Genomic DNA, 26996 nt, shown 5'->3' on the forward strand with positions numbered 1-26996 from the left:
GCAAGAGCGCGCTGAGCCACAGAACGTTATGCAGGCTTATGAGCACTGCAGCCAAGTCGCAAAACGCGAAGCAAAGAACTTCTACTATGCCTTTCTGGCGCTGCCTGCGCACAAGCGAAACGCTATGTGCGCCATGTATGCATTCATGCGACGCGCCGACGACATCGCCGATGACGAAACGATGTCGATCGAAGATCGTCGAGGTTTGATGTGTCGCTGGACCAACGCTTTCCATCAGGGGCAGCACCTTTCAAACGACGATGATGCGGTGTTCACAGCCGTTCGCGATACCCAGCAGCGATTTGGCATCTCCGACGAGTTGTTGGACGAACTTGTCGCCGGCACTGTGATGGATCTGCAGGAGGAGCCACCAGAAGGCGTGAACCGGATGGAGGTCTCCGGCCGTGTCTTTGACGTGTACGCCACGATCGAATCGCTTGATCGCTACTGCTATCTTGTCGCGAGCGTCGTAGGGCTGGTCACGATCCGCATTTTCGGCTTCAAGGGCGAGCATGCGGACGAGCACGCGATCGCCATGGGCAAGGCTTTTCAGTACACGAACATTCTTCGCGACGTTCGCGAGGATGCAGAGCGGGGCCGGATTTATCTTCCGCTGGATCTGCTGGGGCAGCACGGTGCGGTCGTGGAGGATGTGCTGGAAGCAGCGACACGGCACGAGCCGAATGCCAAACTGCTCGCGGCGATGCAGGCCCTTGCCGCTCGAGCCGAGTCGTTCTATGCGGCGGACCGGTCCTTGATCGCTGCCATTGAGCAAGACAGCCGGGGCGCGATGCGCACGCTCATCGACATCTATCACGCGCTTTTACACCGCATCGAGCATGTGCACCTGCAAGTCTTTCGCAAGCGGGTTCGGGTCTCGACCGCGCGAAAGGTCGGCCTGCTGCTCCGAGGCATGCTGCTGCGGTCATACACATGAATGGGACGGGTGTTCGCTACGATGCGGTCATCATCGGAGCTGGATTAGCCGGACTTGCCGCGGTATCGGCGCTCATCACATCGGGAGCCCGCGTCGCGCTGGTCGAGCGCAAGCCATTTGTTGGCGGCCGCGCCTACTCCTACCTGCATCCTGCATTGCAGGAGGTAGTCGACTCACAGCACGTCTTGGTGGGCTGCTGCACGAATGTGCGGCACCTTTGCGCGACGGCCGGCGTTGCCGACCTGGTCCGATGGTACGACCGCTATGCGTTCCTAGAACCCGGCGGCCGTCAAAGTGATCTGACGCTCTCCGCCTTGCCTGCGCCTTTACAAACTCTGCCCAGCTTCGCGACCGCGGCCATGCTGTCGTGGAAGGACAAGATCGCAATTGGGACGGCCCTGCAAAGCTTCCTTCGAGGCTATCCGCGTACCGACGGGGAGTCGGTGGCAGACTGGCTGCGCCGCAAGCGTCAGCCTGAAAGCGCAATCCGGCACTTCTGGCGGCCAGTGGTCATCTCGGCGCTGAACGACACGCTTGATCGCTGCTCCATGCGCTATGCCGGCCAAGTCTTTCATGAGACGTTCCTACGCTCCGCGGAAGGTGGTCGCCTCGGGATTCCTACGCTTCCGCTTTCAGAGTTTTACGGTCGCATCGCGGAGCACTACGTTTTGCAGGGCGGCACGGTTTACGAGAGAACTTCGGTTGCGCAGGTTGAACAGCGTGGGAACGAGTGGCTCGTCCGTCTTAACGGCGGGGAAGAGTTGTCTACGCGGACGATCATCTCGGCTGTTTCCTTTGAACATGTCGCCAAACTCTTGGGCGAAGATCTGACCGCGCGCGCGCTGCCGCAGGGCGTCTCTCACTTCTGTCACTCGCCGATTACGTCGATTCACCTTTGGTATGACTGCGAATTTACGTCCTTGGATCATGCAGCCTTGCTCGACACCGGGATCGAATGGATGTTTCACAAGTCCCGGATTCGCCGCTGGCCGGCAGAACGAGGCTCATACTTGGAGTTGACGATCTCTGCTTCGCACACTCAACTGTGCGAAAGCAGAGAGACGCTGCTGGCGCGTTCGATCGGGGAGCTTGAAAAGTTCTTTCCGAACGCGCGTTCTGCGACGCTGCGCAAATCGAGTGTGTTGAAAGAGGCGAAAGCGACTTTTTCTGTGCTGCCCGGAATGGATAGGTTCCGGCCTGATCAGGAGACTGCTGTTCCCGGCCTGATGGTTGCGGGCGACTGGACAAACACAGGCTGGCCTTCGACCATGGAGGGCGCAGTTCGAAGCGGCTATCTGGCTGCCGAAGCCGCCGCCCGGCAGCTCGGCTCGGCAAACCGCTTCTTGCAGCCGAACCTGCCGCCTGCAGGCCTGATGCGTCTGCTAGCGCGCGAGTAGGAAAACGCCAGCTGCCACAAACAGCGCCGCCAACCAGCGCCGCCGGTCGACGTTTTCCTTCAGGAACACCTTCGCGGAGACTGCGGTGGCGATGAACGTCAGTGAGTTTGTGGCTGGCGCGACAAAGCTAAGATCCGCACCGGAAAGCGCGGTCAGCAAAGCAAAAAAGCTGATTGCCATGCAGACGATGCCGCCGAGCAGTAACGGCGATCGGATCACCGCAAGAATCGCTGCGGCCAGGCCCTGCTGCTTGCGGATTAAGTCGAGATCGCCCACACGGTTCATGGCGGCGGAGATAAGTGTCTCGCCCACAGTAGCGCCCAGAACCATCACGACGATCACCGAAGCCGTGTTCCACGTCAGGTATGTCACGTTTGGTCCTGGTGACTGACAGTGAGCAATGAATGCTCGGTCTTCGAAGGACCATTTGCAACGAAACCCACGCCGACAACGATGAGTGCGATGCCAAGCCAGCGCATGGGCGAGATGATTTCGTGCAGCCAGAAGCGCCCGATCAGAGCGGTTACCACGTTGCCAAAAGCAGTTGCCGGCTGCACAAAGGTCAGGTCTGCCCAGCTCAATGCCGTCATGTAGGAACCCATAAAGCTGATCAGAACGGCGATACCGCAGGCGACCCAGGGATTGAGCAGCGCATGTAGCAGAAGTGCCGGATGCGCAGGCGAAACGAAACCCACCTGACGCATTCCTTTGCTGAGCAATGCGTCACCGACTGAGGCACCAAGCATGATGAACACCAGAATCAGGTACTGCCCCGGCGCAAGCCGATGGGATGCCGCACCTGTAACAGCAGCGAAAGAAGAAGCCGGCACAGATGTGCCGGCTTCTTCTTTGGACTGCTGCGCCGGTTCAGGCATTCATGCTGACCGATTCCTGCTGCTTGACGGCGGTTTCTTCGCGTTTAGCGCGGACAGCGCGGTTGCGCTCCGCACGCAACTTCATGAACGACTTTGCTTCCTGGTAGAGGCGAGGTACATCGCGGTTTACGATCGCTTTCCAGACCACGCGCGCAGCAGCCTTCGGACGGAAATAGTACTCGTCGTAGAACCGGTGCACCATCTCCATGACATAGTCGGTCGGCAGGCCGGGATATTCGATGTGCGCCATCTGATGACCACCTGAGTCGTTCATGTGCTCATTTGTGATGAAGCCGCCCTTCTTGGCGAAATCGTAAAACTCCGTGCCGGGGTAGGCGTGGGCAATGGAAACCTGAATGGTTTCGCAGTCGAGCGTTTTTGCGAAGTTGATGGTGTTGCGAATCGATTCCTTCGTCTCGCCGGGCAGGCCGAGAATAAAATCCGCATGAATTACCAGGCCGAGGTCGTGGCAATCCTTTACAAAGTCACGCGCGCGCTCAACGGTAGCGCCCTTTTTGATGTTTTTCAGGATCTGCGGATCGCCCGACTCGAAGCCGACGATGAGCAGCCGGCAACCGGCTTCTTTCATCGCTTTCAGCGTTTCGCGGTCTGTCGTGACGCGGCTGGTGCAGGACCAGGTCAGGCCCAGCGGCTTCAGCTTGCTGCACAACTCGACCGTTCGCGCTTTTTGGATATTGAAGGTGTCATCGTCAAAGAAGAACTCCTTCACATGCGGGAAGTTTTCCTTGGCCCACTTCATCTCGGCAGCAACGTCGTCGCTGGAGCGCTTGCGCCAAGCGTGACCACTCAGAGTTTGAGGCCACAGGCAAAACGTGCACTGTGCAGGGCAGCCGCGTGTGGAGTAGAGCGCAATGTACGGGTGCAGCAGAAACGGAACGTTGTACTTCGTCACGTCCAGGTCGCGCTTATAGATCTTTGTCGCCCACGGCATCGCGTCCAGGTTATCTACCTGCGGACGATCCATGGTGTGCTGGATCGTGCCGTCCGGGTTGCGATAGCTGATGCCGAGAATCTGGTCGAGCGGCTTGCCCTGCGCGAACTCCACGATGGAAAAGTCGAACTCGCGGCGGCACACAAAATCGATGGCGCTGCACTCGTTCAGAGCGCGGTCCGGATCCGTGGTGACCGGAGGTCCGACAAAAGCGATCTTGATCGACGGGTTTGCCTGTTTGATCGCTTGTGCCAGCGCATGATCGCCGGCCCAGCCTACCGTAGAGGTAAACAGGACAAGAAACTCATAGTCTTTCGCGATCGTGATGGTCTCATCGGCGGAGACGTGATGCGGTGGCGCATCCAGCAGGCGCGAGCCTTCAAGCATGCCGGCTGGGTAGGTAAGCCAGACGGGATACCAGTAAGACTCGATTTCGCGGGTCGCAGGCCAACGGCTGCTGGCGCCACCGTCGAAATTTTCAAACGACGGAGGGTTGAGGAGAAGTGTTTTCAGGTCCATCTGACTACGTGGATTTTACCACTTTGTCACTCCGGTCCCCGAGGATGGGTAGACATAGGTACGTCTTCTTGCTGCAGCCGTGAGTGGTTCAGGGCTGAGTCGAAGGTGGAACTGCCACATTCGACGGGGTTGGCGTTGTGCCTTGTGGCGAAACGCCTGGGACTGCCGGCGTACTTGTGCCCGGAGCCAGCACCGATCCTGGGCTGGCCGGAAGGGGTGTGCCCTGTACCCACCTGCTCAACCCGCCGTCCTGTTGCAACAGGTTAACCTGCACCTGCTGCAACTGAAGCTTGGCCTGCAAGAGGTCATAGGACCGCTGCCGCTCCTGCAGTTCCGCGTTGATCGCATCCTTCGGGTTTGCCTGTGGTCCTGCGACGCTGCCGGAAGCTGCCTGCAGCTGGACCTGTAAGGTCTGGAACTGGTCCTGGGCGATTTCCTGCTCGTCGCGAGCCAGGTCTGCGCGCAGCTGTAACTCCAGCGCGGAGTTTTGAAGCTTCGCTCGGCCTTCACGAAAGATGCCCCGCTGCAGTGCGACATCCGCGCTTGCGTGTTCGGCATCTGCTTCGCTTTGCCTGGCCCTGGCGCGATGGGCCATGTCCAACAGCGGAATGGTGAACTGCAAGCCGAAGCTAAGCGCATTTTCGCTGTTCGGGTGTCCGGGCGTGCCTTGGTAGCGCGGGTAGTAATCCGAGTAGGAAGAAAGCGTGGTGGCCACACGGCTGTAGTTTGCGCCAAGTGTTACCTGCGGCCGCAAAAGGTATCGTCGATCGCCGAATGCCTGGTGCTGCTTGGATCGTGCCGTGGCGGCCAGCGCAGAGATACCCTCATCGTCCGCAATGCTTTCGTTCGCTTCACCCTGAGCCCGGATCGGTGCAAGCTCCGGAATGCTGTGAGTGTCGGTGCGAATTGCGGATGCAGGCAGACCCGTGAGGTTGGCGAGATGGCGAGCGTTGAATGCGATCTCGTCATCGAGCTGCAGGGCCGCCAGACGGATCTGCACTGCGGTGCGGCGCGACTTCGGCAACTCCACCCTTGCATCCACGCCTGCATCGATGCGCTCAGAGGTGACCGTGACAAGCCGCTCAGCCAAATCAAGCTCGCGTGTGATCACGGCTTTGCGAGCCTGTGCATTATCAAGCGCCACATAGGTATTCGTGGTGTCCTGCGTCACCTGAATCTGCTCGCGATTGAGTGAGTGTTGGGCTGATTCGCGGGCCTCGTCCGCGGCGCGCACGTAATCGCGTTGTTGAAATGAAAACACCAGGCTTTGCGCGGAGATACTGAAAATGATAGGAACGTTCAGCGGAGCGCCCGTGGACTGACCATAGCCGGCAGTTGTGCTTACTGCCGGAATGTAGGCGTCGCGCGCCTCCTGCCAGGCTGCACGGGCTTTGGCCACGTCAGCCTGGGCCACTCGCACGCGTGGGCTATTCTTAAGCGCAAGGTCCACAGCGGACTGCAAAGAAAGCTGTGCGCGCAAGGTGCCGCCGAACACAAGCACGCAGGCAGTAGCAAGTGTGACCTGCCATCCTAGACCAGGCAGCCTCATTTCCGCAGAGCCTTCCGCGCGGCGCTGTAATCGCCGGCCAAGGCAAGCGCCTGCTTGAACTGGTCTTCGGCTCCCGCGTTGTCGCCTCTCTGCTGCAACAACTGACCCAGCATCACGTGTGCGCGGGCATATTGCGCGACTGCGGAGACCTGTTCATGCGCCAAATAGCCGCGTAATGCCTTCTCGGCAGCTGCGCTGTTCCGTTTCATATCGATCAGCACGCGCGCTGCATCGATGCTGTCCGGACCGCGGGCGCCGTCCTGTTGGATCGCGAGCACCGCATTCTGTTCCGCCTGATCCCATAACTTGCGCTTGCGATCGTAGTTCGCCAGATCGACATAGGCCTCAGCCGAGTGTTGGACGGCAAGCTCGCGACCGTACGCTGCGTCCGCGGCTGTGGTATCGCCCGCCTTGGCAGCGATCATGCCTTCGAGTCGAGCAGCCCGCGCGGGCGAAAGTGGCTTCAACTGCGATACCAATTGACGGGCGTGGTCCAGACCGCCGCCGACAACGCCCGGCGCGTTCACGTAAAACTCGCCTAGGTCGCTCAGCGCGTCCACGTTTTTTGGGTCTTGCCGTGCCGCACCTTCAAAGTTGTCGCGAATGCGTCCAACCATCCGCATTCCGGTAAACGGGCCGGCGTGATCGGCTTTGGCGCCATAGGCGCGCGCCAGTTCCAGCGTGTATGCCGCGTTACCGGGCTGCGCGCTGTGTGCGGCCTCGCAGGCGGCAATCGCTTCATCGAATTGGTCTATGCTGCCGTGCAACTTGCAAAGCAGTTCCTGTGCGTCAGCGCTTTGTGGAGTGGCCGACGTGACCTTCTGTGCCTCTGCGATGGCCGCATCGATCTTACCCTGGTGCGCCAGCGAGCGGGCAGCAGCAAGTCCCTGGGCTGACGCTGTCATGTTTGCCGCAAACAGCAGGGACCAAAGGCCTATGGAGGCCCGCAGCAGACGATTCACTTCGCCTCCTGCACGGCCAGCCCATCTGACAAATCCACATTGCTGGTGCTGTTCAATGCAATGACCGTACCGGCAGAAATGCCGCCCGTGATCTGCACGGTCTGCAGGTTCAACACGCCAACCTCAACCACCGTCTTGTGAAGCACGCGGTCCTGAAGCGTGTAAACGAAATTTTGGGAGCCTTGCGTCCGAAGCGCTTCTCGCGGAATCGACAGCACATGGTAGACCTGCTGCGTTGTAACACGTGCGGTAACGTTCGTATTGGGCAGCAAGTCACCCGTCGCGTCATCGATATTGATGAGACATTCGCCCACGTTACGCGTGCCGTATGTGATGACCGTGGTCGGAACTCGCACGACATGTCCGTGCCACTGTTTGCCCGGCCGCGCGTCCCACGTGATGACCACGGCATCGTTCATCTGTAGTTTGCCGATCTCCGGCTCGTCAAAGTAGGCGAGCACCTGCATTCGGGTCAGGTCCGCAACCTGAACCAGCTCCTCGCCTGCAGAAACGTAATCGTACTGGCGCACAGGCAATGAGAAAACCGTTCCCGCAATGGGTGTCCGCACTACAGAGTTTTGCAGCTGGTTCTCTGCGGCCGCAAGACTTGTCCGGCTTTCCGCAACCTGCGCAGCCACACGGGCCCGGTCAGTCGGTGCGTACCGCTGGGTTTGTCTCTGTTGTAGTGAGTTCAAAGATGTTTGCGCTGTCAATAATCGCTCACGGGACGAGGCGACCTCGTTGGCCGAGGCGGCACCCCGGGCCTGCAACTGCTGCAACGCTGCCAAATCCTGCCTTGCCTGATCGACCTGTAATCGCGCGCGCGCTAGATCGCCGGAAAGAGCGAGCCGTTCCTCTTGCGACCCGCCCTGCTGCAGGTCACTCGCTGTGGCAGCTGTTGTCGCAATCGCAACCTTTGCGGAATCTACCCGCGACTGGGCATCCGTGGTGTCCGTTTTCAGCAGCAGCGTGTTCGCTTCCACAACCTGTCCGGCATGAACATAAACGCTCTTCACCTGGCCTGGAGCTGCCGCGTGTGCCTGGAACAGCTGAACCGGAATCACTTTTCCGGTCGTAGCGACGGAGTTGATGATGTTCCCCTCAGCCACGCGCGCTGTGCGGACATACACCACGTCACGTGTTGCATGACGAATCCATACAATCGCTGCAATCAGCAGCGTCACAATACCGATAAAAAGGAGGGTGCGCCGGAGCGCAGGGCTGGAATTGGCGGTGGGCATGCGTCTTCGCGTCAGGTCAGTATATAGGACGCGTTCTGGCGGCAGCGGCTCTAGAAACTTTGGTCAGCAGAGGTAACGCGATTACTTTCTGTGCACATTCGAAGATCGCACACGTGAATTTCGAGACCGTTGAAGTCTGGCCTTTCATTCCACCGCAGTTGATACAGCAGATCGATCTCTGTACCAGCCTTGATGCCGCACTCCGCAGCCCGTTGTGGCCAATCAAACGAACGCGCCCAACAGAGGCATTCCACCACAGGTCCTTCGGCGGGCTGGACGCGCAGTTTGAGGTGGCGCTCCTTCAAAGCGCGCGTCTCGATCACGCGAACTTGCCTGGCGAAAAACACGGGCTCGCCGTTTCCATTGCCAAACGGTTGCATGCGGCACAACCACTCCCAGACGGCAGCGTTAGCCAGGTGCAGTGGCAGCTCTGCGTCGGCACACGTGACCGCCGAAACTGGAGCGGCGGGCGCCTGTTTCGCTGCAAGAGCGAGCATGCGCTCCCGCAGTGCTCCAACGCGCTCGGAAGCCAGCGTAAAGCCAACGGCGTGCGCGTGGCCGCCGAAACGCAGAAACAAGCTTTCCTGCTGCTCTGCCTGATGTTCCAAATGCACCGCGGTCAACGCGTCTAGAAGGTGAAAGCCTGCGACTGAGCGGCCGGAGCCGTGCGCCGCCCCGTCGTGGTGAGTGATCACCAACGCGGGCCGGTTCGTTCGGTCCACAACGCGCGAAGCAAGAATGCCGATGACGCCGCGATGCCAACCTTCGCCGTCCAGAACGAACACACCCGGCGCACTTGTCTCGGCGTCAACAACCAAGGCGTCGATTTGCTGCTGAATTTCGAGTAAGACTACACCTTCGACATTGCGGCGTTCGTCGTTCAACGCATGCAGCCTGCTCGCGAGAACTGCCGCTTCCGCGGCATCCCGGGTCAACAGCAATCGCACGACATCGCTTGCCACGTCCATGCGCCCGGCGGCATTGATACGTGGCGCAATGCGAAAGGCAATCTCCGACGCCAGTGGTGCTCGATTGCTGCCGCCGACCTGTGCCAGCCGCATCAACGCCCGCAAGCCAGGCTGGCGGACATCGCGCAGTTCATCCAGCCCAAGCGACACGATAGCGCGGTTTTCACCCGTGAGCGGGACTGCATCTGCGACCGTTGCGATCGCAACCAGCTTCAGCAATGACCGTTGCAGCTTCTGGAAGGCCGAGGGTTCCACCACCTGCAGCCCGAGTGCAACGTCCTGGGCGGCGCGCAGCAGAGCCTCGGCCAGCTTCCATGCCACTGCGGCGCCGCACAGGTGTTTCTCCGGATAGGGGCAGCCCGTCTGATTCGGATTGATCACCGCAACCGCACGCGGCAAGCCACTCGCATCGGGCAGGTGGTGATCCGTCACGATCAGATCTAGCCCGAGTGACTCGGCCTGCTCCGCGGCGGCGAAAGCGCGAATACCCGTATCCACGCTAATGATGAGGCGTACGCCTGCCGCGGCCGCGGCCGCCAGCACGGTTGCCTGCACGCCGTAGCCTTCGCGGATGCGATGCGGGATGTGGTAGCGCACCAGTGACGGAACTGCTTTGGGCGTGATGCGATCTATGGCGGTCTTCAGCAGAACGGTCGCGAGCGTGCCGTCCACGTCATAGTCCCCGTAGATCAGGATCGGTTCGCAAAGACGAACCGCCTGGACGATGCGGTCGACTGCGGCCTGCATGCCGCAAAGCAGCGCAGGGTCGAGCAGTTGATTAAAAGAAGGCCTGAGGAAGCGCTGGACCTGTTCTGCAGATCGAATACCACGCGCCCAAAGCACGCGAGCAATCACCGGCGGCAGTAAGGCTTCGCGTGCGAGCCTGTCGACTTCTGCAGGGTCCACAGCGGTCAAATCCCACCTGCGCCCGGAGCACGCACTCAGCGCAGATTGCGGGAGGTGAGTCGAGCTTGCGTCATGCGCTTTGGGAACAGCCGTCACGCTACGCGTCCGGTTCGTCGCCGTTCTCAATGTGAATGGTGCCAAGTTCTGTCATGGCTTCCATCCATTGCTGGTACTGGTCGTACCAGTCGGTCGCTGTTTCGTACAAAAAAACGACGCCCTGGTGCGCAAAGCCAAGTTGTAAATACCCGATCTTGCCCACATGTTTGGCAAGCTGATGTGCGTCGTCCATCTCCGGGCTGTCGACGTCTGGGAAGTTCTGTGCACGCATCTGCTCCATCAGCAGCTCCAGGTCATCTTTCTCCAGCACCACATCAGACATTGTTACAAACTGCGCGCCACTGGCTTTTGCGTGCTCGACAAAATCCTTCCAGCTGTCGGCGGTTTCTTCTTCAAAGATGACTGACGGCACGTCTTCTGGAACGTATGCACCGAAGCGCCGCAGACCATTGCCCGCCACAAAGGCAATCATGTCGTCTTTTAAGGAGTGAAGGTCGTCAGCTTGCATGAAGGCTATTGTCTCACCGCTGAGACACGCAGCAGCCGATGCCGGAGGCGTGCGGCCCTGCATGGTACGATGAACTGCGTTCATGATCTTTTCCAAGGAATACATCGGCTACCTTTCGCGGCAGGTGGTCCGTCGCCTTGCCGAAGCGAAGATGGTGCGTACGGACAAGCCTGCCGTGCTCAATGAGCGCGTGTTTCAAGGCATGCTCGATGAACTGTCGCTGGAAGACCGCATCAACGACGAAGCTCGGCTGATCCTGGAGAGCATTCAGGATGACATGACCCGCTCTGGCGCGAGCTACCCGGAGATGTTCAAGAAAATCAAGATGCGGTTGGTGCAGCAGTACAAGGCGGTCCTCTAATGCGCATCTCCCGCGACAAAATCAACAAGCTTGCTCACGTAGTTGCCGACACCCTGGCCGAAACCGATGAGGCCGAATTTCAGGAAGACCGCAATACTCTACGGCAAGAAGCGCGGCGTGTCCTGGAGCAACTCTTCACCGAAGAGACGCGCATTGATGCCGCGGCGCGCCAGAAGATTCAGTCACAACAGCGCATTATCCCGGAAGGGTCCCAGGAGTGGGACATCCTTTACCGGAAGTATTACAACGACGAGGTAAAGCGGCTGGGTATTTAGCCGTATGTGGATTGCGTTCAATCGTGACTGCTGCTTTGGTGCACGCAGCCTTCGCCTTGAATTCAAAAACATCCTTTAGTATACTGAACGTGCGCTATTACGGCGATATGGTGTAACTGGTTAACACGTCGCCCTCTCAAGGCGAAGAGTTCGGGTTCGAGCCCCGATATCGCTACCAGATTTTGAGCAGAATGAGAGAGTTACAGGCGATCCGCAAGGGTCGCCTTTTCTGCGTTTAGGCTGGGGTACCCTGTCGGGTACCCTGAAGCCGTCTAGAAGCACATTATGAAACTGTCGTGCCTAGTCGGAGGCTTATGTCGCTCTCATTCATCGAGGAGGTCTTCGCGGAGGTTGAGGTAGAACGCAAGGTGCTATGGCCGCACGAACCTCAGCTCCGCCTGCGCACCGCTGCAAAACAAAAGCAACTCGCTCCCGAGCAGTTAAAGGAGTTCGAATATGAAGTAGCGCCTTGGGAGATGTTCAGCAGCCGCAACAAGCCTAGCTGCTGGGGCACTTTCTACAGCCCGACCTCCGTAGGTGAGCAGACCGACGGAACCCGCATCACAGTCCCAGATCTCTCTTCGCTCGATAGCAGCGCTATCGCGTGCTGGAGAAAGCGGCTCGAGAAAGTCAATCATCCGGTGCTTCGTGCCAGGTATGCCGATGTCATTTGGGACATCTCCAAGGTGGCGGCAAGCTCAGAACCGCAACCTGTGGAATGTGCCCGCGCCGCTGTAGACGCCTATCGTGACGGTGTTCGGGCAGGGCTTACTCATCAACCCTATTTCGACCTTGAACGAGCTCTGACCCTGTCCTTTGAGTGAATGATCAGGCCAGGATCGCTGCCTGTTGCGAAGACCTTCTAAGCCTCAGCGACCAAGCCGAGCAGCCGGAGAGGGGCGCTTGGGTTGCAGCGGCTCGCGCCTTCAACGCCCACCGCAAGGTCGAAAAAAGATATCTGCAGAGAGCGTTGAAGGCGCTGGAACCGCGACTCGATGCTGTCTCCGCAGAGGGGAACTACTTCGCTGCTGAGACCGCGTCTGAACTGATGATCGCTTTACATCGTAAGTGTGGCAGCGGGGATCAAGTCAATCGAGTCCTCACCACCTTCGGTCACACGGTCCTTAGAGGGACCCGTTCTGCATCTGCCAGCGTCGCCATTCATTGGCTTCAGCAAGCGGCGGAGTGGCTGGAAAAGGCCGAACTTCATACCGAAGCTGAAGCGTTGCGTCTGGAGGTAGAGAAGCGTGCGCCTGAGGTCCTCAGTTCGATGGCGAGCTTCCAAACTGAGGTCCAGATCCCGGCAGGCGAACTAGAACAGGAGCTAAATCGGATCATTGACAATCCTCAACCTGTTGTCGCTCTGATCCGTCTTGTTCACGCGATGATCCCAAAGCGTGCCAACCTGGAGGACGGTGCACGAGCAGTGGCTCAGGCTTCCCCTTATCTGAATCTAATACCACAGTCGATTATCGGCAATGACGGGTTGCAGAGAGCGTTCGTCGGTTCGATTGAGGAAGACCTAGAGGGCAGAACGATGGTGCATTCTGTTCATTCGTTGACTCTCAACGCAGAGTTTTTCTGGATGGGCTACACCAAAATCAAGATGCGATTTCCGGAGTTCACGGTCAGCGATATGTCGGAGTTTTGCAAGCTGTCGGAACTGGTCACGCCAGATATGCACGCGGCTATAGAAGACGCCCTCAGTGCCTTCGATCTAGCCCAGCACAAGGCAGCATTCCAAGCATTCATCTCGCAGTTAGAACCCCTGCTCCGTGGATTACTGAAACTGCTCGGGATCCCTCAGTACAAAGGCGTTCGCAGGCACAAAGCTCTCACGGAGGCGAAGAACATCAACGACGTGTTGGGGGATTCGCGTGTACAGGCGACTCTTGACGATAGCCTCCATTTCTTTCTCCGTGCGGTGTACACCGACAAGCGGGCGTTCAATCTCCGGCACGAATACGCCCATAGGGTCTACGGCCACAGGACTACAACCAAGTGACCGCCAGTTTCGCCATCATGACACTTCTCGCACTGGGCTCTATCGGGTCTCACACGGTGTACTTGGCCAATGATTAGTGGCAACACCGCCACAGCTAGCGAGCTCTTGAGCAACTAGGCAGGGACGATTGCCACCAGGTGGTCACGCCGAGCAAAGCGGCGCAGTTCTTCCGTGGCGATCAGGATCCGTCCTCCATGCGCCGCACCTTCAGATCGCCACTTGCGATCAGGTCATCCACAGCGCGAACACTGATGCCAAGAGCAGTGGCAGTGTCCCGCCTGGAGACGAGCAGAAGTTCGATGGGGGAGCGACGGCAGTGAGGGCATGAACTCGTTGTCATGCAAGCCCGTACCGCGTCAGGTCGGCGGACCCCATTATCAGTACGAGAAGTTTTGGTTCGCCCTCCAGCCCGGGTGGTGCGGTCATGTGTGCGGCTTACTGCTTCCACCACCTCAAGTCGATGTACTTGCCCGGCCTGCGTGAATGCGGTTCATCGCTGGAGTCGCCAATCTGGTGCACGAGGATCTTCGAGACGCCATCCGGGAAGTCGGTCTCAATCATGCCAGCAGGGTCGGACTGCACCAGCTGCCACTGATATCTCTTGCCGTCCAGGAGGATGTGTCCTGCGACACCGCAGGCAACCTCATCCATGCCGCCGTGATGCTCCGGACCGTCAATTTCAAGGCTAATCCGGAACAGATTGCGAATCTGCCGCGGTGTGGTGCGGAACTTGTCACATGCGCCGTGGTCCGGGCTACCTTCCGAGATGTCGTTGTAGGTGCCATCGACGATCACCTTCGCGCGAGTTGGCAATGGGAAGCGAGGGCGTAGCCTCTTTTGCGCCGTAGCGTGGAGGGCTATAGTTGAAACACCAATCCACAGGATGCATCTGACGCTGAGGTGTAGCAGTCGCATGCTCTACGTAGATGATGTAAGCGCCCGCGACGACCACTGGACATGGTCGAGGCGGGCTAAACACATCTCGCCATAATGAGGAGATGCCGATGAATCATCGATATTCACGGCGAGCCGTTGCTTCTGTTGGTCCAAAGAACGCAGGAAGAACAGCAACCATGGCTGCCAGTTCGGTGCGGCTCCGCGGATCGTCGACTGCGTCTGGCGCAGCGCCAAGTAACAGCCCTACTTGCTGTTCTCGATGACGCTTTCGAGCGAACTGTAGGGTACGTATGCAAACTTGATGTTTCCTGATGCCGGCACTCTCTGCGTTACATGGGATGTTCCAGTCTTCTCAAGACTGAGGTGTTTTTGGCCTCAACCTCGGGGCGCTTTTGCAACGATCTTCAGAAGCTCAGCCCGATTAAGATTGATTGCTCTTGGAGGTCGGATCGGACCGCTATAAAACTTCTGTGTTCACTCTGAGCCTTGCGGTTACTGGTGCGGCTTGCCATCAATTTGCTTGGTTTAAAGCTGGAGCGTACGTGTCAACAGCGCAAGAACGCAACCTGAACCTTCTCTTACGGCCGCACATCCTCACACTCGGAAAGTAGCAGGTTTGTGAGTTCATCCATCACCACAAGGGAAGCCGGACCGCGTACCCAGTTTTTGCCACAGCTGGTTTGGGCTGATCCTGCTTGTAAACGGTGATGGGCCGACGCGACGGGCGTACAGCGAGCGTGCGTCAGCGTTGCTCTCGCTCGCTCTCCTGGGGATCGCCCAAGCCTTGGTACGCACTGATGCCGTAGCCACTTTCGTACAGTGGCTTGTATAGCGGAGAGCCGTCGGGTGCCGTCGGAAACGCCAGTCGTCTACCACTGTGATAATCGAGCCATGAGCGAGCACCTCGGGCCAAGATCAGGCTAGCGGTGAAAAGCCCGACCGTCAGCAGCCAGAATTGCTGGGTGAGCCATATCCGGATGACCATATATTTCGAGATGCTGCCCACGTGATACGAAGTCGCACTCGCGGAATACGATTGAAAACGACCGTCCCGTAGGAGGCTGACTGCGTCAGAGATTTCACTCGATTGATCAGTGTTTATGAAGCGGTCTGCGAACGCCGCTTCAGCGCTGTCGTCCCGTAGGATTACCGCTACTAAAGAGTGTCCGCTGCCGTAAGGTGACTCGATACCCTCGATGGCGACGTCGGCTGGTGTGGTCGCGGAGGGTAGTTGTTTGCGATCGTCGGCAATGCCAAGCAGGCTGTATGCGCGACTTGTGATGTTCCGCCAGATACCGGCCAGATTTCCTTCATTCGACGAGCTCTCCCGAAGACGAACACCGTCCTGAGAGAGCATGAGTGGCAGAACGCTATCCAACGCTGCGAAAGCTGGCTGATTCATAGACGTTCCTAAAACGAGGTAATCGCGATCACTTCGCGTCATCTCCTCCGGTGCAGCTACTTCGACGCGCAGCACGGGATATCCGGTCTGCCGTCCGCAGTGCTCCATGAGCTGCAGGAACAGCGCGATCTCAGCCGCCGAAGCCTGATGTGCAAGCACGACCGTACTCTCTCCCAAGTCTGCAAAACGGGTAAACGGGAAACCTGCATTGCTGAACAGCTGAAGATCGGGAAGTGCGGCGTAGTGGTTCACCTCCCGCAAATCCAACGTTGTTTCGCGCAGAATAGTACCTTGCAGACCATGGAGTGAGGCTTCGCTCGTCATGCCTGGCCGACGCAAGGGAAGGAAATCGAATTTGAAGAGGAGTGTGTTGGCAAAGGGGCGCATGTTTGCCAGCGGCAGTAGCGCCTGCCTACGTCCAACGACATCGCCGGTTCCCGGGCTGAGCGGAGCCTCGTTGACCAGCTCTCCATTCAAGACGATCCGCAACGCAGAACCGGGTGCGATGGCTTGGCCGTTATAACGAAAGCGAGTGTGCAAGGCAAGATTTTGCGCCTCACCGTAGAAGCTATCGGGAGCCACACGAAAATAGACCGGGAGAGGACGAGAGCCGTCACCCTGCAGGAACGGCTGTGGACTGTAGGTCGCCAGCGACACTAGACGATCCGTGGGAAGCCACCGAGGCGCGTCGTCGGGTTTGCGCTTCTCAGGAAGTGAAAATGCATCCAGATGTTCCATCGTTCCCTGAGAAGCGGGAGTCTGGCCACTGATGAGATGCCCCCCCTTACGCATGCTGAGTGTGCGTGCAGCCGTGAGCAGGTCGGCGCTTGTATCGCCACCTAGAATAAGAAGGCTTTTATTGCTGTCCTTCGGATTCGGAACGATCTGCAAAGACGCTCCGTGCGGAACGTTCAATGGCGATGGAAGTGTCTCGGCACTCGTGGCGAACACTACCGCATTTCCGGCAGGCACTTGACCCACCACAACGGCAAAGCGGACGGGCTTGGCGCTGGAAAGTATGCCAAACCACGAAGCCAATACTCCAGCCGCTTGAAGTGTGGCCGTGTCCGGCTGGCGCGGAAATGCGAACGTTATGGTTTCGGAGATGGGAACATCGCTGTCAAAGAGGGGAAGCGGAAGAAGGCTTATGTCACTGTGAAATGGGAGCGGATCGGCAGTCAGCTCGATCCTGGAACTCGCGCCCAACTCCGCCAGAACGGGCACCTCTCGCGAAGAGCTACGCGGCTGTCCATCAAACTCAAAGCTTAGGTCGTTGTCCCGGATGAGGAGTTCCGCAGGAAGGAGGATGCGGGTCACCACAAACTGGTGTTCCGGTTGGTTCGCCGTGGGAGCATGCAACTCACCGACACTCGTGTCGTTGAGGCGGATCTGAATATGACCGCTGCCGGCCCGGAGTTCACTTGAGAAGCGAGAACTGAGCAGCAACGAAGCAGACCGAGGGATATCTGTATAAGGAAGCGTGAAGTGGACCGAATAAAACCCGTGTGGACCGCGCAAATCCGCGGTACTCACGATGCCAAGATCCTTAAAAGCGATGTGCATCTGCCTCGGCGTTGCGGATGTTTCGCTAATGGCCGGTGATGGTGCTGCTTTGACTGAGGATGCAGGTTGCGAAGTTTGCGATAACGCAGACAAGCCAAACACCAAAGCCAAAAGCGAAGCGGTCACGGCGCTGACAGCGGCAGGCGCGCTTGCATCTCCGGTGCGCTTACGAGGCAGCAGGTCTAGGCAGACCTGTTTGAAGCCCGTGAAAGACAGACGAACGACTCGTGCGAGGCTAAGCAGTGGACGGTCTGGTTCTACTTTGTTCCGCACGTGGATCCACGAGTCAGCACGAGAGTAAAGTGCGCGAGTGAGCGTTTCTTCCTCCGAAATTGTCAAATCGGTGAACTGGAGGCGAATATTTGAATCATGGCCAATGAGTACAGTAGCCGTCACGGTTGCTTCGCCTGTCTGCTGGGGAAAGCCGACCCGCACTGATTCGCCAGCACGCAACGCCCCGTCAGCTTTCACGTCGGCGGAAGCGCCCCCGACAGACATGTCACAAGTTTCACCGGTGTACACGGAGCCAGCTTCCGACGTTATTTCCACTTGTAAACGCACCGGAATACGAACCGAGGAACGGCGTTGTTTCTGTTCGTGCGCTACCGCAGCCGCGACTCCGAGAATGACCATGTTGAACAATATCCAGACCAGGTTCGACAAGATCACGCCCGGGTGTTGCGGGTCGAGCACAAAGAGTCGGTACGGCGTTACGAGCAGGCCTACAAAGAGCAGAAATAACATCCACGTTGTAGGTGTGGCGATCTTGCTGTCATACACCGTCTCGTTCAGGGTCGTGCCCTTGTCCGTCACGTTGAACTTCCCGAGCTTGGGATTCACGAGCGCAAGTAAAGTTGGCAGAAGGATGTATGGTGCGAGCACCGTTTCATAGATTTCGTTCCAGAAAGAGTGCCGGTGGCGGCCCTGGATGCGCGAGTTTGTCAAACTGCTGAGCACCAGGTGTGGAAGCGCGTATGCGAGGATGGTAATCCAGTAACCCGGGATGATCGTGCGGCCAGCCAGCATATACGCCAGAGGCGATAACAGGAACACAAGCCGCGGTACCGCATAGAGAAAGTGCAGCATTGCATTGAAGTAGCAGATCCGCTGTGAAAGGTGCATGCCGCTGGAGAGCAGTGGATTGTCTGTACGAAGAATCTGAATCATGCCGCGTGCCCAACGAACGCGCTGACCCACATGTGCGGCCAATGTCTCCGTTGCGAGGCCGGCCGCCTGCGCAATGTTGATGTACGCAGTGTTCCAGCCCTTCTTCTGCATGCGCAGGCTGGTGTGTGCGTCCTCTGTCACTGTCTCCGTCGCAATGCCACCTACCTCGTCAAGAGCGACACGACGGATTACCGCGCAAGAGCCACAGAAGAAGGTTGCATTCCAGAAGTCATTGCCGTCCTGGATCACACCATAGAACAACTCTCCTTCGTTCGGCACGTCTTTGTACTGCAGCAGGTTGCGTTCAAACGGATCTGGTGAATAGAAAAAATGGGGCGTCTGCAGCATCGCCAGCTTCTCTTCCACAAGGAACCAGCCGACCGTACATTGCAGGAAGCTGCGCGTCGGCACGTGGTCACAATCGAAGATTGTGATTAACGGAGCACCCATGGTGGTGAGTGCGTGATTAATGTTGCCTGCCTTCGCGTGAGTGTGCTTGTCGCGTACGACATAACCCACGCCGGCGGCTTCTGCAAAGTCCCGGAACTCAGCCCGGGTCCCGTCATCGAGGATGTAAACGTGAAGCTTCTCAGGCGGGTAGTCCATGCCAATCGCCGCAAGAGCGGTGTAGCGCACCAATGACAAGGGCTCGTTGTAGGTCGGGATCAAAACATCAACGTGGGGCCACAGGTCTTCGTCCGTAGGCATGGGGATCGGCTTGCGGCCTAAAGTCTGACTGGTTTGCATATAGCCAAGCACCATAATCAGCACGGTGTAAACCTCAGCTGCCAGCAAGATCAACATCAAGAGCGAGTCGATGGAGAGACGGTGACTCGCCTCATCGGTGAAGAAGTCAATCACCATCCGCACGCGCCACCACCCGTATCGCAGCGTCGCCGCTAGGGAGACCAGCATTAACGCAAGCGTCACGACCTTGGCCTTGCTCAGTCGATGCAGAAGCAGGCAGACGCAAACCATGATGGTGCCGACCAGGGCCTGTCGCTGCCAACTTAGGTACAAACTGATGAACTGCAGAAGCAGTAAAGTGCACGCAAGCACACAGATCATCCAGATAACAAGTCCACTCGGTCCACGGTTCTGCCCCAAGAGAAGCCTCCATATGGCATTGTCGGCTCGAAGGAGAGTCGAGGAAATCACCTAATTGGGCTACAGAGGCGCGCCTCAGATCCGTTCGTGGTTGCTGGCATATACACAACAAACTCTGGTCGACGCGAACTGGGCAGAGAGAGCCTTGCTACTCCGAGCCTGAGGGCGCCATGCTATTCCGATCAAGAGAACGGGGTTCGGCGATAACACCTCCGCTCCGTCCGAATGACACGAAAGGAGGCTGCTGACCGGAAGGGCTCTCCTTCTTCCGTCACACCGCCTGTCGTAACGCAAGGCTGGTTCGCAGGACGGATGGAGCTTCGAAGCCCAGGTAATATCCTGCTATCTCCCTGCTGTAGTCGCCGATCACAATCGGCGGCCGAGGTCGTGAGCTTGTGCCGTCTTCGCGAAGAAGAAGAATTCTGAGCTGTGCGTGATCGGCCTGCCAGATGGCATTCGACTTGGCGGCCTCGCGACGATGAATGAGATTGAAGCGCTCGCAGTAGATTCGGCTTCCGCTATGAGCGAGAGTCATAAGGCTCACTGGAATGGCCTGCACCACTCGATGAACGGCCTGGTAGCTCGGAAGCCGTTCACCCGTTCTTGCTGCAAACTCGGTGAGCTTCCGATAGATCCTAGTAATGGGCATCCTCGGCTTCTCCAGCGCTAGTCCCTCGATCATCTCGATAACCTTCAGGGACATTACCCGCCTCAGCCCACAGTCGGAGCGTTTCTTTGTCGCAAGAGCTTCCAAGCCGTACCTGAGGTACTGGTCCACTCATCGTTGCGCTGTTCGAAGCGAGACGTCGGCCTGACCCGCAATCGACGCGAGTGTTCTAGCTCCTTGCAGATACGGTTCGATCAACCGGTAACGCTCCAGTTCACGGGCCCTCAACCGTAGCCGTGGCTGCTCCGCGCTCTCCCATGCGCGCAAGAATACGACAAAGAGCATGAGAGAACTACGAAAAATAATTTGAGAAACGACAGGCAATCGGGATTACGCCATCCTCGTCCTGCTGGTCGGCTGCGCGCTCCGGAAAAGGGAACTGGCCTCCCTGGCCGTCGAGGAGATCCAACAGCGGGAGAACCGCTGGGTCATCGCCGATCTGCGCGGCAAGAGCGGCCGCATCCACACCGTAGCGGTACCAGTGTTGGTGAAGAACGGGATCAATGCCTGGCAGACCGCGGCGAAGATCGAGGAAGGTTCGTTGCTGCGCTCCGTCAACAAGGTGGGCAAGGTCGGCGAAAGCTTGAGCGACTGGGCGATCTGGCCTGTAGTGACGGAGTCAGCCAGGCAAATCGGGATCGAGCGCTTCAGTGCGCACGATCTGCGGCAAACCTGTGCGAAGCTCTGCCGTAAGGCCGGTGGCGACCTGGAGCAAATCAAGTTCCTGCTGGGGCACTCGTCGACCCAGATGACGGAGCGATACCTCAGTAGCGAGCAGGAGATCGCTGTTGCGGTGAATGACAGTCTTGGCTTGTAAGAATAGCTATTCAGGAGATCGCTGACGCCGTTGTCCATCGATGCGAACTGACAGGAGGTAAGAACTCGAATGTGTGGCCGTTACGTACGTCGGAGTGACAAGCAGATGCTCGCGGAGCACTTCCGTGCGCAGCCAAATTCGCCCGAGCTACCGATGCCGAACGCGCGATACAACGTAGCGTCGATAACGCACCAGCCGATCATCCGGCAGAGCAGAGAAAAGGTGACCGCGAATTGATCTTGGCCCGATGGGGCCTCGTTCTGTTTTTCACGAAGGATCTGAAGGATGTGAAGGGCTTTCGACCATCAACGCCCGTTCGGAGACGATCACCAAGCCCCGACCTGGCGCGAGCTCTTTAGAAACGGCGTTGTCTCGTCCCGGCCTCGGCATTGTTCGAATGGCCGAAAGAAGGGAAACCGCCGAAGCAGCCCTACGCTTTAGAGCTATCGAGCGGAACACCTTTGCTTTTGCGGGACTCTGGGGACGCCTGGAAAGACAAGGACGGTCACTGGCTGCAGTCCTTCGCGATTGTGACAACGGAAGCGAACGAGCTGATAAGCCGCATCCATCCGCGTATGCCGGTGATCCTGCATTCCAGGGATTACGATCGCTGGCTCGACAGGGGAGACCGTACGAGTCCGAAGGCATGGAAGTGTAGGAGGAATCCCAAGGTCAACAACGTGAGGAAGAACGGTCCCGAGATGATGCGGGCTGCCGCGAAAGCAGCCGAAGACGGGGAACTGCCACTCTGAAGCTGATTACTTCCCACGATGCGACTTCTCATTACCAAGCTCAGCGCCTGTGACTACGCCTCGGCTTCGAAAAGCCAGAGACATACTCGCCATGCTGCCGTCTTTCTCGAGCATTGATCACCGCGGATGACACCCTCAGAAGCTACTGGACGGTGTAGCCGCCGTCGATCACCAGCTCGGCGCCGGTGGTAAAATGCGAATCTTCAGACGCGAAGTAGAGCGCCGCGGCTGCGATCTCTTCCGGCCGGCCCATGCGACCCAGCAGTACCTTGCTGGCGAAGTCCGATGAGCCCGCGGCCTGGTCGGGCGTGACCTCCATCTTGGAGCCCATTTCGGTGGCGATCGGCCCGGGCGTGATCGTGTTGATTCTGATCCTGCGCGGCGAGAACTCGGCGGCGAGGCTGAGGCCGAGCGAACGGAGCGCCGCCTTGCTGGCGCCGTAGGCGCTCAGCTGAGCGATGCCGCGCACTCCCGCCAGCGAAGAGGTGAGCACGATCGAGCCGCCGTCGACCAGAAGGGCGGCAGCATGTTTGATCAGAAAGTAAGGCCCGCGAAAGTTAACGCCCAGGACCTTGTCGAACACGGCCTCGTCCATCGCCTCGATCGTCGACAGGCGGGCGATGCCGGCATTGACGAAGAGGACGTCGAGACGGCCGTGGTTGCGGCGCACCTGCTCGATCAGTTGCTTGGCAGCTTCAGGGTCGGCCGCGTCGGAGTGAATGAAGGTAATGCCGGGCATTTGGCGACGGGCTGTCTCAACCGACGCCTCGCTCGATCCCGTCGCGATCACCTGCGCTCCTTCCGCGTGGAAGAGCGCGGCAGTGGCTGCGCCGATGCCGCTTGTTCCCCCCGTGATCAGGGCGACCTTGTCTTTCAAACGGTCCATAACAATTTTCTCCAATGCTCTATCGGGGCAGAAGTCGGAGCGAGTAGCGCTGAGCGCCCGCCCGCTCCGGACCAATCTTTAGCAGGTTGCCGGCCGCCCGTCAGCCCTGATAATCGGGCTGCTCGATATCAGCGATCAGGCCGAGTTCCTGCGGCGCCCAGCCGAGCAGTTCTCTGGTCCGGGCGCTCGATGCAGGACCGTTGCCGGCCACCCACATGGCGAGCGGGCCGAAATGCTCTTTAGCCTCTTCGGGGGTCAGAGACTTGGCGGGAACGCCGAGTTGCCGACCGATTGCCTCGGCGATCGACCTGTAGGCCACGCCCTCCTCGCCGATCGCATGATAGGCCTCGTTGTCGGCGCCGCGCTCCAGCGCGAGGCGGTAGACTCGCGCGGCATCGAGCCGGTGCACCGCAGGCCACAGGTTCTGCCCGGCGCCAACCCACGCGGAAAAGCCCCTCTCTTTCGCGACTGCAGCCAGCATGGGTATGAACCCGTGGCGTTCGCCGTGCCCGTGCACCGACCGGGGATTGCGGACCACGCTCGCGCGCAATCCCCGCTCTGCGAGGGCGAACGCGGTCTGCTCCGACGCGCGCGGGAACTCAGGGATGATCGGCGGCCGCGCCTCCTCCAGAAAAGGTTCGCCCGAGGGGTCGAGACCGACGCCGCCGGTGATGACGATCGGCCGGTCCGAACCGGCGTACACCTCTCCGAAGGTTTCAATCGCCTGTCGATCCTCTTCCGCCAAGTCGTTGATCTGTGACATGTCGAGACCGAATGCCGTGTGGATGACGCCATCGGCATCTTCCGCTGCCTGCCGGAGGACATCTAGGTCTCGGAGAGATCCCACCAGAGGAGTGACACCTGCCGCGGCAAGGGCCTGATTCTTCTCTTTCGAGCGCACCAGGCCGACCACCGAGTGGCCTGCCTTCAGCAGATCCTGGGCGACTACAGACCCGATCCACCCGTTTGCCCCTGTCAGAAAAACGCGCATAAAGACTCCTTAGTTTTGTTGAACGTTCATGGAGGTCGAGCTCATTGGCCGGCGACAAGCATGCTTCGCTTGCTGCGCCTTATGCGTGAGAGCGAGGACTCCCGGAGACCGAAGTGTCGAGCAGGGTACGGAGGCCCGCATCAAGCATTTTCAGGAGTGTGCTGAAACTTGCATCTACGTCCTGCGGTAAACCGAAGCCGCCTCCTAACTCAAGATCAATGAAACCTCGCATTGAGGCACGTATGAACCGAGCTGCGTGGATCGCCGCATCGCCCGTGACTCCGTAACCGCGAAGAGCGGCCAAAACCAAGGCAAGGTAAGCATCCCCTGCTGTTTGCGAAGCTTCGCTCCACCCGGCCACAGGCAGCTGCATTGCTGCCCATAAACCCGGATGCTCTTTCGCAAACCGGCGTTGGGAATGCCCGAGCGCCTCAAGTGCGTCTTGCCCTGCCACGCCTGCCAAGGCGTCCCGCGAGCGGTCCAGAAGTGATCGCAATCCTTGTGCCGTCAGATGATCTTTTAGCGCTTCCAGACTGCGGATGTGGTTATAGAGGGATGGAGCCTTGATGCCCAGGAACGAGGCAAGCTTCGCGACGGTCAGAGTCTCTAGACCGTCGGAGTCCGCAAGCGCGACAGCGGCCTGCAACACCGCGTTTAGATCCAATCCCGCGCGCGGCATCTACGACCTGCCGTTCTGTAAGAAGCTCACCACAGCCGGCCCCACCTGTTCCGGCATCTCTGTATGCGGGTAGTGTCCGGCACCTTGAACCAGGAGCAACTCCGCCCCGAGTCGGTCTTTTGCCCATTCAGCTTCGGCTGCAGGGTCCGGGAAGTCGGCGTCCTTGGTTTCCCATCACCACCAGCACGGGCAGTTCCGTTTTTGTGAGCATGGCCTCGGTGTCCGACTTGGGCAGAAAGACCATGCTCTTCAAGGCAGCCATGCGGCCGGGTTCTCGCAGGTTCTCTCCCAGAGTCTTGCGATACGCGGCAAAGTCCGCTGGCTTGCGGGTCGGAAAAAGACTGGTCCAGTATGTGAGCCAGAAACGAACGCGCCACGGTCCGCCGAAACCAAGTGCGAGCGCGGCTCGCAGGTACCAGGGATGCCTTTCGGAGGGTCGCGCAGCACCGGCCCAATCAACACCGCCTGGCTCGCTTTTTCCGGGGCGTCATGGGCTGCCCACAGCGCCGCTCCGGCCGAGAACGAATTTCCGATGATGCTGGCCCTTGTCTGCCCAAGGTGCGTCATCAGATCCAAAACATCCTGCCCAATCGCTCGCGCTGAATAATCGCTCCATTGCGGACTCGTCGCGCCGTGCCCTCGTACATCCATCGTGACGACGCGATACCCCGCCGCAGTTAAGTACGGCGTCAAGTACCTGTACTCACGCCGGAGGTCTCCCATACCGGGCACTGCAATCACCATAGGACCAGAACCGCCTGTGTCATCGAATCCGACGGTTCCACGGCCACTTCTCATTTGCAGGGTCGGCCGCCCTTCGGCTGTTGGCTCGTTGCCGAGAGCCGAGGTTGGAAGGGATTTGTCATTCAAGGAAACATCGCTCATGTCTTTCACCCGTTTACTACTTACAATAGTCTAAAAGCTACTATACGTAGCAAAGCGAGTTCGAGTCAAGCGGCGCGCTAAAGGTGTTTTCAGGCGAGGTCGGATCGAGCAGATCACTTTGGAGTAACGGCGCGATTGTCAAAAACAACTCTTGCTTGCTTGATGGAGTGCCAATTGCTTCCAATCCAGTGAACCAAGATCCGCATTGGCTCCAAGAGGCTGAGCCAAGTCGGGTCAATTCGTATTCCACTCGTGGCGGAACCTCCGGAAACACTTCACGAGACAGCAAACCATCGCGTTCCAACTGACGCAAAGTCGTTGTCAGCATCCGCTGCGAGATCCCGTCGATCGATTTCTGAAGCTCAGAAAAGCGGGCACGATGATTCGGCTTTCTTGAGAGCGTGACGACGAGGAGGATGCTCCATTTATCCCCGACTCTTGCGAGGAACTCGCGCAGCGGTTCCGTCTCTTCACTCCTGCAGGTGAGGGCCACGGGTCCCAGGACGGCGTCTTTGCTGATCTGTTTCAAAAGTTACCTCCACGTCATTACCTAAGCTAAAGGTGCCGTCTTCCTTTTCTTTCGCTCTCATTCCATCATGTAGGTATCTACGAGTAACTATCAAGCTCTCGAGTGATCTTTGACCTATGCCCAACGCACCATCATGGAACGCATGTGCGCTCGGCTTCAACCAGTAAAGGAGAACCAAATGCGCGTGTTTCTTACCGGGGCCACTGGACTTATCGGTTCGGCTCTCGTTCCGGAACTTATCAACGCTGGCCATCAGGTACTCGGGCTCACACGGTCTGAATCCGGCACCCGAAACCTGCTTGCCGCAGGCGCCGAGGCGCTTCGGGGAAGTCTCGAAGATCTGGAGGTCCTGCGCAATGGGGCTGCACAGTCCGACGGAGTCATTCACTGTGCCTTTGACCACGAGAACTTTGAGCAGAGCGGCGCAATCGAGAAGCAAGCGATCACGACTTTCGGCAGCTCGCTTTTTGGCTCCGACCGCCCCCTGATTGTCAGCGCGGGGCTCGGTCTGCCTTCGCCAAAGCGACCCATAACGGAGGATGTGGATGCACCGGCTGTTTCACCGACGCCTCGCAGCCCGGAACAGGCGGCTCACGCGCTCAGCGTGCAGGGAGTAAACGTGACAGTGGTGCGCGTTCCTCAGGTTCACAACACCGTGAAGCAAGGCCTCATCACCACGCTTATTGCCGTCGCCCGACAAAAGGGGGTTTCGGCGTATGTGGCTGAGGGACTGAACCGCTGGCCAGCAGCGCACGTATCCGATGTTGCACGTCTTTACAGACTTGCCCTGGAAAAGCGCGAACCCTCGCGCTACCATGCGGTCGCCGAAGAGGGCATACCGCTACGGAACATCGCCGCCGTGATCGGACAGAGCTTGAAAATGTCAGTTGTCTCAATCCCTCCGGAGGAGGCACTGACCCACTTCGGCCGGGTCGGCGGGTACGTCGGTCTAGACCTTTCGGCGTCAAGCGCAATCACTCAGCAGAAACTCAGTTGGCTACCAACCGGACCGGGGCTTATCGAAGATCTCGAGAACATGCGCTACCTTGGAGAGTAAGCATGGTGACTACAGTCTTCGCGAATGCGTCCGCCGCGTAGCGCTTTCGTTCACGTCGCTTCTCGGCAGTTGGACGACGCTCCTG

The 26996-nt window shown here is 58.6% G+C and carries 26 protein-coding genes and 1 tRNA gene; 10 read left to right on the forward strand and 17 right to left on the reverse strand.

The window, feature by feature from the left end:
• The first annotated feature begins 28 nt into the window (after positions 1-28).
• Positions 29-937 carry a phytoene/squalene synthase family protein gene (locus ACOFKT_RS06810; RefSeq protein ID WP_419806656.1) on the forward strand — a complete coding sequence of 303 codons (909 nt, stop codon included), beginning with the start codon at positions 29-31 and terminating at the stop codon, positions 935-937.
• On the forward strand, positions 934-2334 hold the full coding sequence (gene hpnE, locus ACOFKT_RS06815) for a hydroxysqualene dehydroxylase HpnE (RefSeq protein WP_419806657.1): 1401 nt from the start codon (positions 934-936) through the stop codon (positions 2332-2334). Before ACOFKT_RS06810 ends, hpnE begins: the two co-directional genes overlap by 4 nt.
• On the opposite strand, the gene ACOFKT_RS06820 is transcribed toward hpnE, so the two are convergent.
• The 8 genes from ACOFKT_RS06820 to ACOFKT_RS06855 form a co-directional block, all read right to left on the reverse strand.
• Complete coding sequence (locus tag ACOFKT_RS06820; RefSeq protein WP_419806658.1) at positions 2320-2706, reverse strand: EamA family transporter; 387 nt, start codon at positions 2704-2706, stop codon at positions 2320-2322. The two genes, hpnE and ACOFKT_RS06820, sit on opposite strands and share 15 nt — an antisense overlap.
• Complete coding sequence (locus tag ACOFKT_RS06825) at positions 2703-3209, reverse strand: EamA family transporter (protein ID WP_419806659.1); 507 nt, start codon at positions 3207-3209, stop codon at positions 2703-2705. The genes ACOFKT_RS06820 and ACOFKT_RS06825 overlap by 4 nt, the downstream gene beginning before the upstream one ends.
• A complete protein-coding gene (hpnJ, locus tag ACOFKT_RS06830) occupies positions 3202-4680 on the reverse strand; it encodes a hopanoid biosynthesis associated radical SAM protein HpnJ (RefSeq protein ID WP_419806660.1) in 1479 nt (492 codons plus the stop codon). Before hpnJ ends, ACOFKT_RS06825 begins: the two co-directional genes overlap by 8 nt.
• An 88-nt stretch (positions 4681-4768) precedes the next feature.
• Entirely contained in the window at positions 4769-6181 is a 1413-nt protein-coding gene (locus tag ACOFKT_RS06835) for a TolC family protein (RefSeq protein ID WP_419806661.1), read from the reverse strand.
• A gap of 44 nt (positions 6182-6225) precedes the next feature.
• On the reverse strand, positions 6226-7191 hold the full coding sequence (locus tag ACOFKT_RS06840; protein WP_419806662.1) for a tetratricopeptide repeat protein: 966 nt from the start codon (positions 7189-7191) through the stop codon (positions 6226-6228).
• On the reverse strand, positions 7188-8432 hold the full coding sequence (locus tag ACOFKT_RS06845; RefSeq protein ID WP_419806663.1) for an efflux RND transporter periplasmic adaptor subunit: 1245 nt from the start codon (positions 8430-8432) through the stop codon (positions 7188-7190). The genes ACOFKT_RS06840 and ACOFKT_RS06845 overlap by 4 nt, the downstream gene beginning before the upstream one ends.
• A 50-nt stretch (positions 8433-8482) precedes the next feature.
• Positions 8483-10402, reverse strand: a complete 1920-nt coding sequence (gene recJ / locus ACOFKT_RS06850; protein WP_419806664.1) for a single-stranded-DNA-specific exonuclease RecJ — start codon at positions 10400-10402, stop codon at positions 8483-8485.
• 1 nt (position 10403) lies between these two features.
• Complete coding sequence (locus ACOFKT_RS06855; protein WP_419806665.1) at positions 10404-10967, reverse strand: hypothetical protein; 564 nt, start codon at positions 10965-10967, stop codon at positions 10404-10406.
• Here ACOFKT_RS06855 and ACOFKT_RS06860 point away from each other — a divergent pair.
• From ACOFKT_RS06860 to ACOFKT_RS06880, 5 genes are all read left to right on the forward strand, one after another.
• On the forward strand, positions 10954-11232 hold the full coding sequence (locus tag ACOFKT_RS06860; RefSeq protein WP_419806666.1) for a DUF507 domain-containing protein: 279 nt from the start codon (positions 10954-10956) through the stop codon (positions 11230-11232). The two genes, ACOFKT_RS06855 and ACOFKT_RS06860, sit on opposite strands and share 14 nt — an antisense overlap.
• Positions 11232-11507 (forward strand): DUF507 family protein, encoded by a 276-nt coding sequence (locus ACOFKT_RS06865; RefSeq protein ID WP_419806667.1) that lies wholly within the window; start codon positions 11232-11234, stop codon positions 11505-11507. Before ACOFKT_RS06860 ends, ACOFKT_RS06865 begins: the two co-directional genes overlap by 1 nt.
• A gap of 101 nt (positions 11508-11608) precedes the next feature.
• Positions 11609-11685 (forward strand) — tRNA-Glu (locus ACOFKT_RS06870).
• Positions 11686-11821: 136 nt separating this feature from the next.
• Entirely contained in the window at positions 11822-12331 is a 510-nt protein-coding gene (locus tag ACOFKT_RS06875; RefSeq protein ID WP_419806668.1) for a DUF7380 domain-containing protein, read from the forward strand.
• Positions 12328-13512 carry a hypothetical protein gene (locus tag ACOFKT_RS06880; RefSeq protein WP_419806669.1) on the forward strand — a complete coding sequence of 395 codons (1185 nt, stop codon included), beginning with the start codon at positions 12328-12330 and terminating at the stop codon, positions 13510-13512. The genes ACOFKT_RS06875 and ACOFKT_RS06880 overlap by 4 nt, the downstream gene beginning before the upstream one ends.
• A gap of 435 nt (positions 13513-13947) precedes the next feature.
• Here the strand turns inward: ACOFKT_RS06880 and ACOFKT_RS06885 are convergent, their stop codons facing one another.
• From ACOFKT_RS06885 to ACOFKT_RS06900, 4 genes are all read right to left on the reverse strand, one after another.
• Positions 13948-14325 (reverse strand): hypothetical protein, encoded by a 378-nt coding sequence (locus ACOFKT_RS06885; RefSeq protein ID WP_419806670.1) that lies wholly within the window; start codon positions 14323-14325, stop codon positions 13948-13950.
• An 826-nt stretch (positions 14326-15151) separates the two neighbouring features.
• The gene (gene bcsA, locus ACOFKT_RS06890; RefSeq protein ID WP_419806671.1) at positions 15152-19648 is read right to left on the reverse strand and encodes a UDP-forming cellulose synthase catalytic subunit; all 4497 of its coding nucleotides are present in this window, start codon (positions 19646-19648) and stop codon (positions 15152-15154) included.
• 271 nt (positions 19649-19919) lie between these two features.
• The gene (locus ACOFKT_RS06895; protein ID WP_419806672.1) at positions 19920-20351 is read right to left on the reverse strand and encodes a hypothetical protein; all 432 of its coding nucleotides are present in this window, start codon (positions 20349-20351) and stop codon (positions 19920-19922) included.
• 256 nt (positions 20352-20607) lie between these two features.
• Complete coding sequence (locus ACOFKT_RS06900) at positions 20608-20781, reverse strand: hypothetical protein (protein WP_419806673.1); 174 nt, start codon at positions 20779-20781, stop codon at positions 20608-20610.
• Here ACOFKT_RS06900 and ACOFKT_RS06905 point away from each other — a divergent pair.
• Positions 20695-21132 carry a tyrosine-type recombinase/integrase gene (locus ACOFKT_RS06905; RefSeq protein WP_419807124.1) on the forward strand — a complete coding sequence of 146 codons (438 nt, stop codon included), beginning with the start codon at positions 20695-20697 and terminating at the stop codon, positions 21130-21132. The two genes, ACOFKT_RS06900 and ACOFKT_RS06905, sit on opposite strands and share 87 nt — an antisense overlap.
• 389 nt (positions 21133-21521) lie before the next feature.
• Positions 21522-21884 (forward strand): SOS response-associated peptidase family protein, encoded by a 363-nt coding sequence (locus tag ACOFKT_RS06910; protein ID WP_419806674.1) that lies wholly within the window; start codon positions 21522-21524, stop codon positions 21882-21884.
• A 142-nt stretch (positions 21885-22026) separates the two neighbouring features.
• On the opposite strand, the gene ACOFKT_RS06915 is transcribed toward ACOFKT_RS06910, so the two are convergent.
• From ACOFKT_RS06915 to ACOFKT_RS06935, 5 genes are all read right to left on the reverse strand, one after another.
• Positions 22027-22770 (reverse strand): SDR family NAD(P)-dependent oxidoreductase, encoded by a 744-nt coding sequence (locus tag ACOFKT_RS06915; protein WP_419806675.1) that lies wholly within the window; start codon positions 22768-22770, stop codon positions 22027-22029.
• Positions 22771-22870: 100 nt separating this feature from the next.
• Positions 22871-23761: an SDR family oxidoreductase gene (locus ACOFKT_RS06920; RefSeq protein WP_419806676.1), complete on the reverse strand. Its 891-nt coding sequence runs from the start codon at positions 23759-23761 to the stop codon at positions 22871-22873.
• A gap of 79 nt (positions 23762-23840) precedes the next feature.
• Positions 23841-24440, reverse strand: coding sequence for a WHG domain-containing protein (locus tag ACOFKT_RS06925; RefSeq protein WP_419806208.1), 600 nt, complete (start codon positions 24438-24440; stop codon positions 23841-23843).
• A 249-nt stretch (positions 24441-24689) separates the two neighbouring features.
• Positions 24690-25325, reverse strand: a complete 636-nt coding sequence (locus tag ACOFKT_RS06930; protein WP_419806677.1) for an alpha/beta fold hydrolase — start codon at positions 25323-25325, stop codon at positions 24690-24692.
• 40 nt (positions 25326-25365) lie between these two features.
• Positions 25366-25854: a winged helix-turn-helix transcriptional regulator gene (locus ACOFKT_RS06935; protein ID WP_419806678.1), complete on the reverse strand. Its 489-nt coding sequence runs from the start codon at positions 25852-25854 to the stop codon at positions 25366-25368.
• Positions 25855-26032: 178 nt separating this feature from the next.
• Between ACOFKT_RS06935 and ACOFKT_RS06940 the strand changes: the two genes are divergently transcribed.
• Positions 26033-26911, forward strand: coding sequence for an SDR family oxidoreductase (locus tag ACOFKT_RS06940; protein WP_419806679.1), 879 nt, complete (start codon positions 26033-26035; stop codon positions 26909-26911).
• Positions 26912-26996: the final 85 nt, after the last annotated feature.

This window comes from Terriglobus sp. (assembly GCF_965201105.1).
GTDB lineage: Bacteria > Acidobacteriota > Terriglobia > Terriglobales > Acidobacteriaceae > Terriglobus.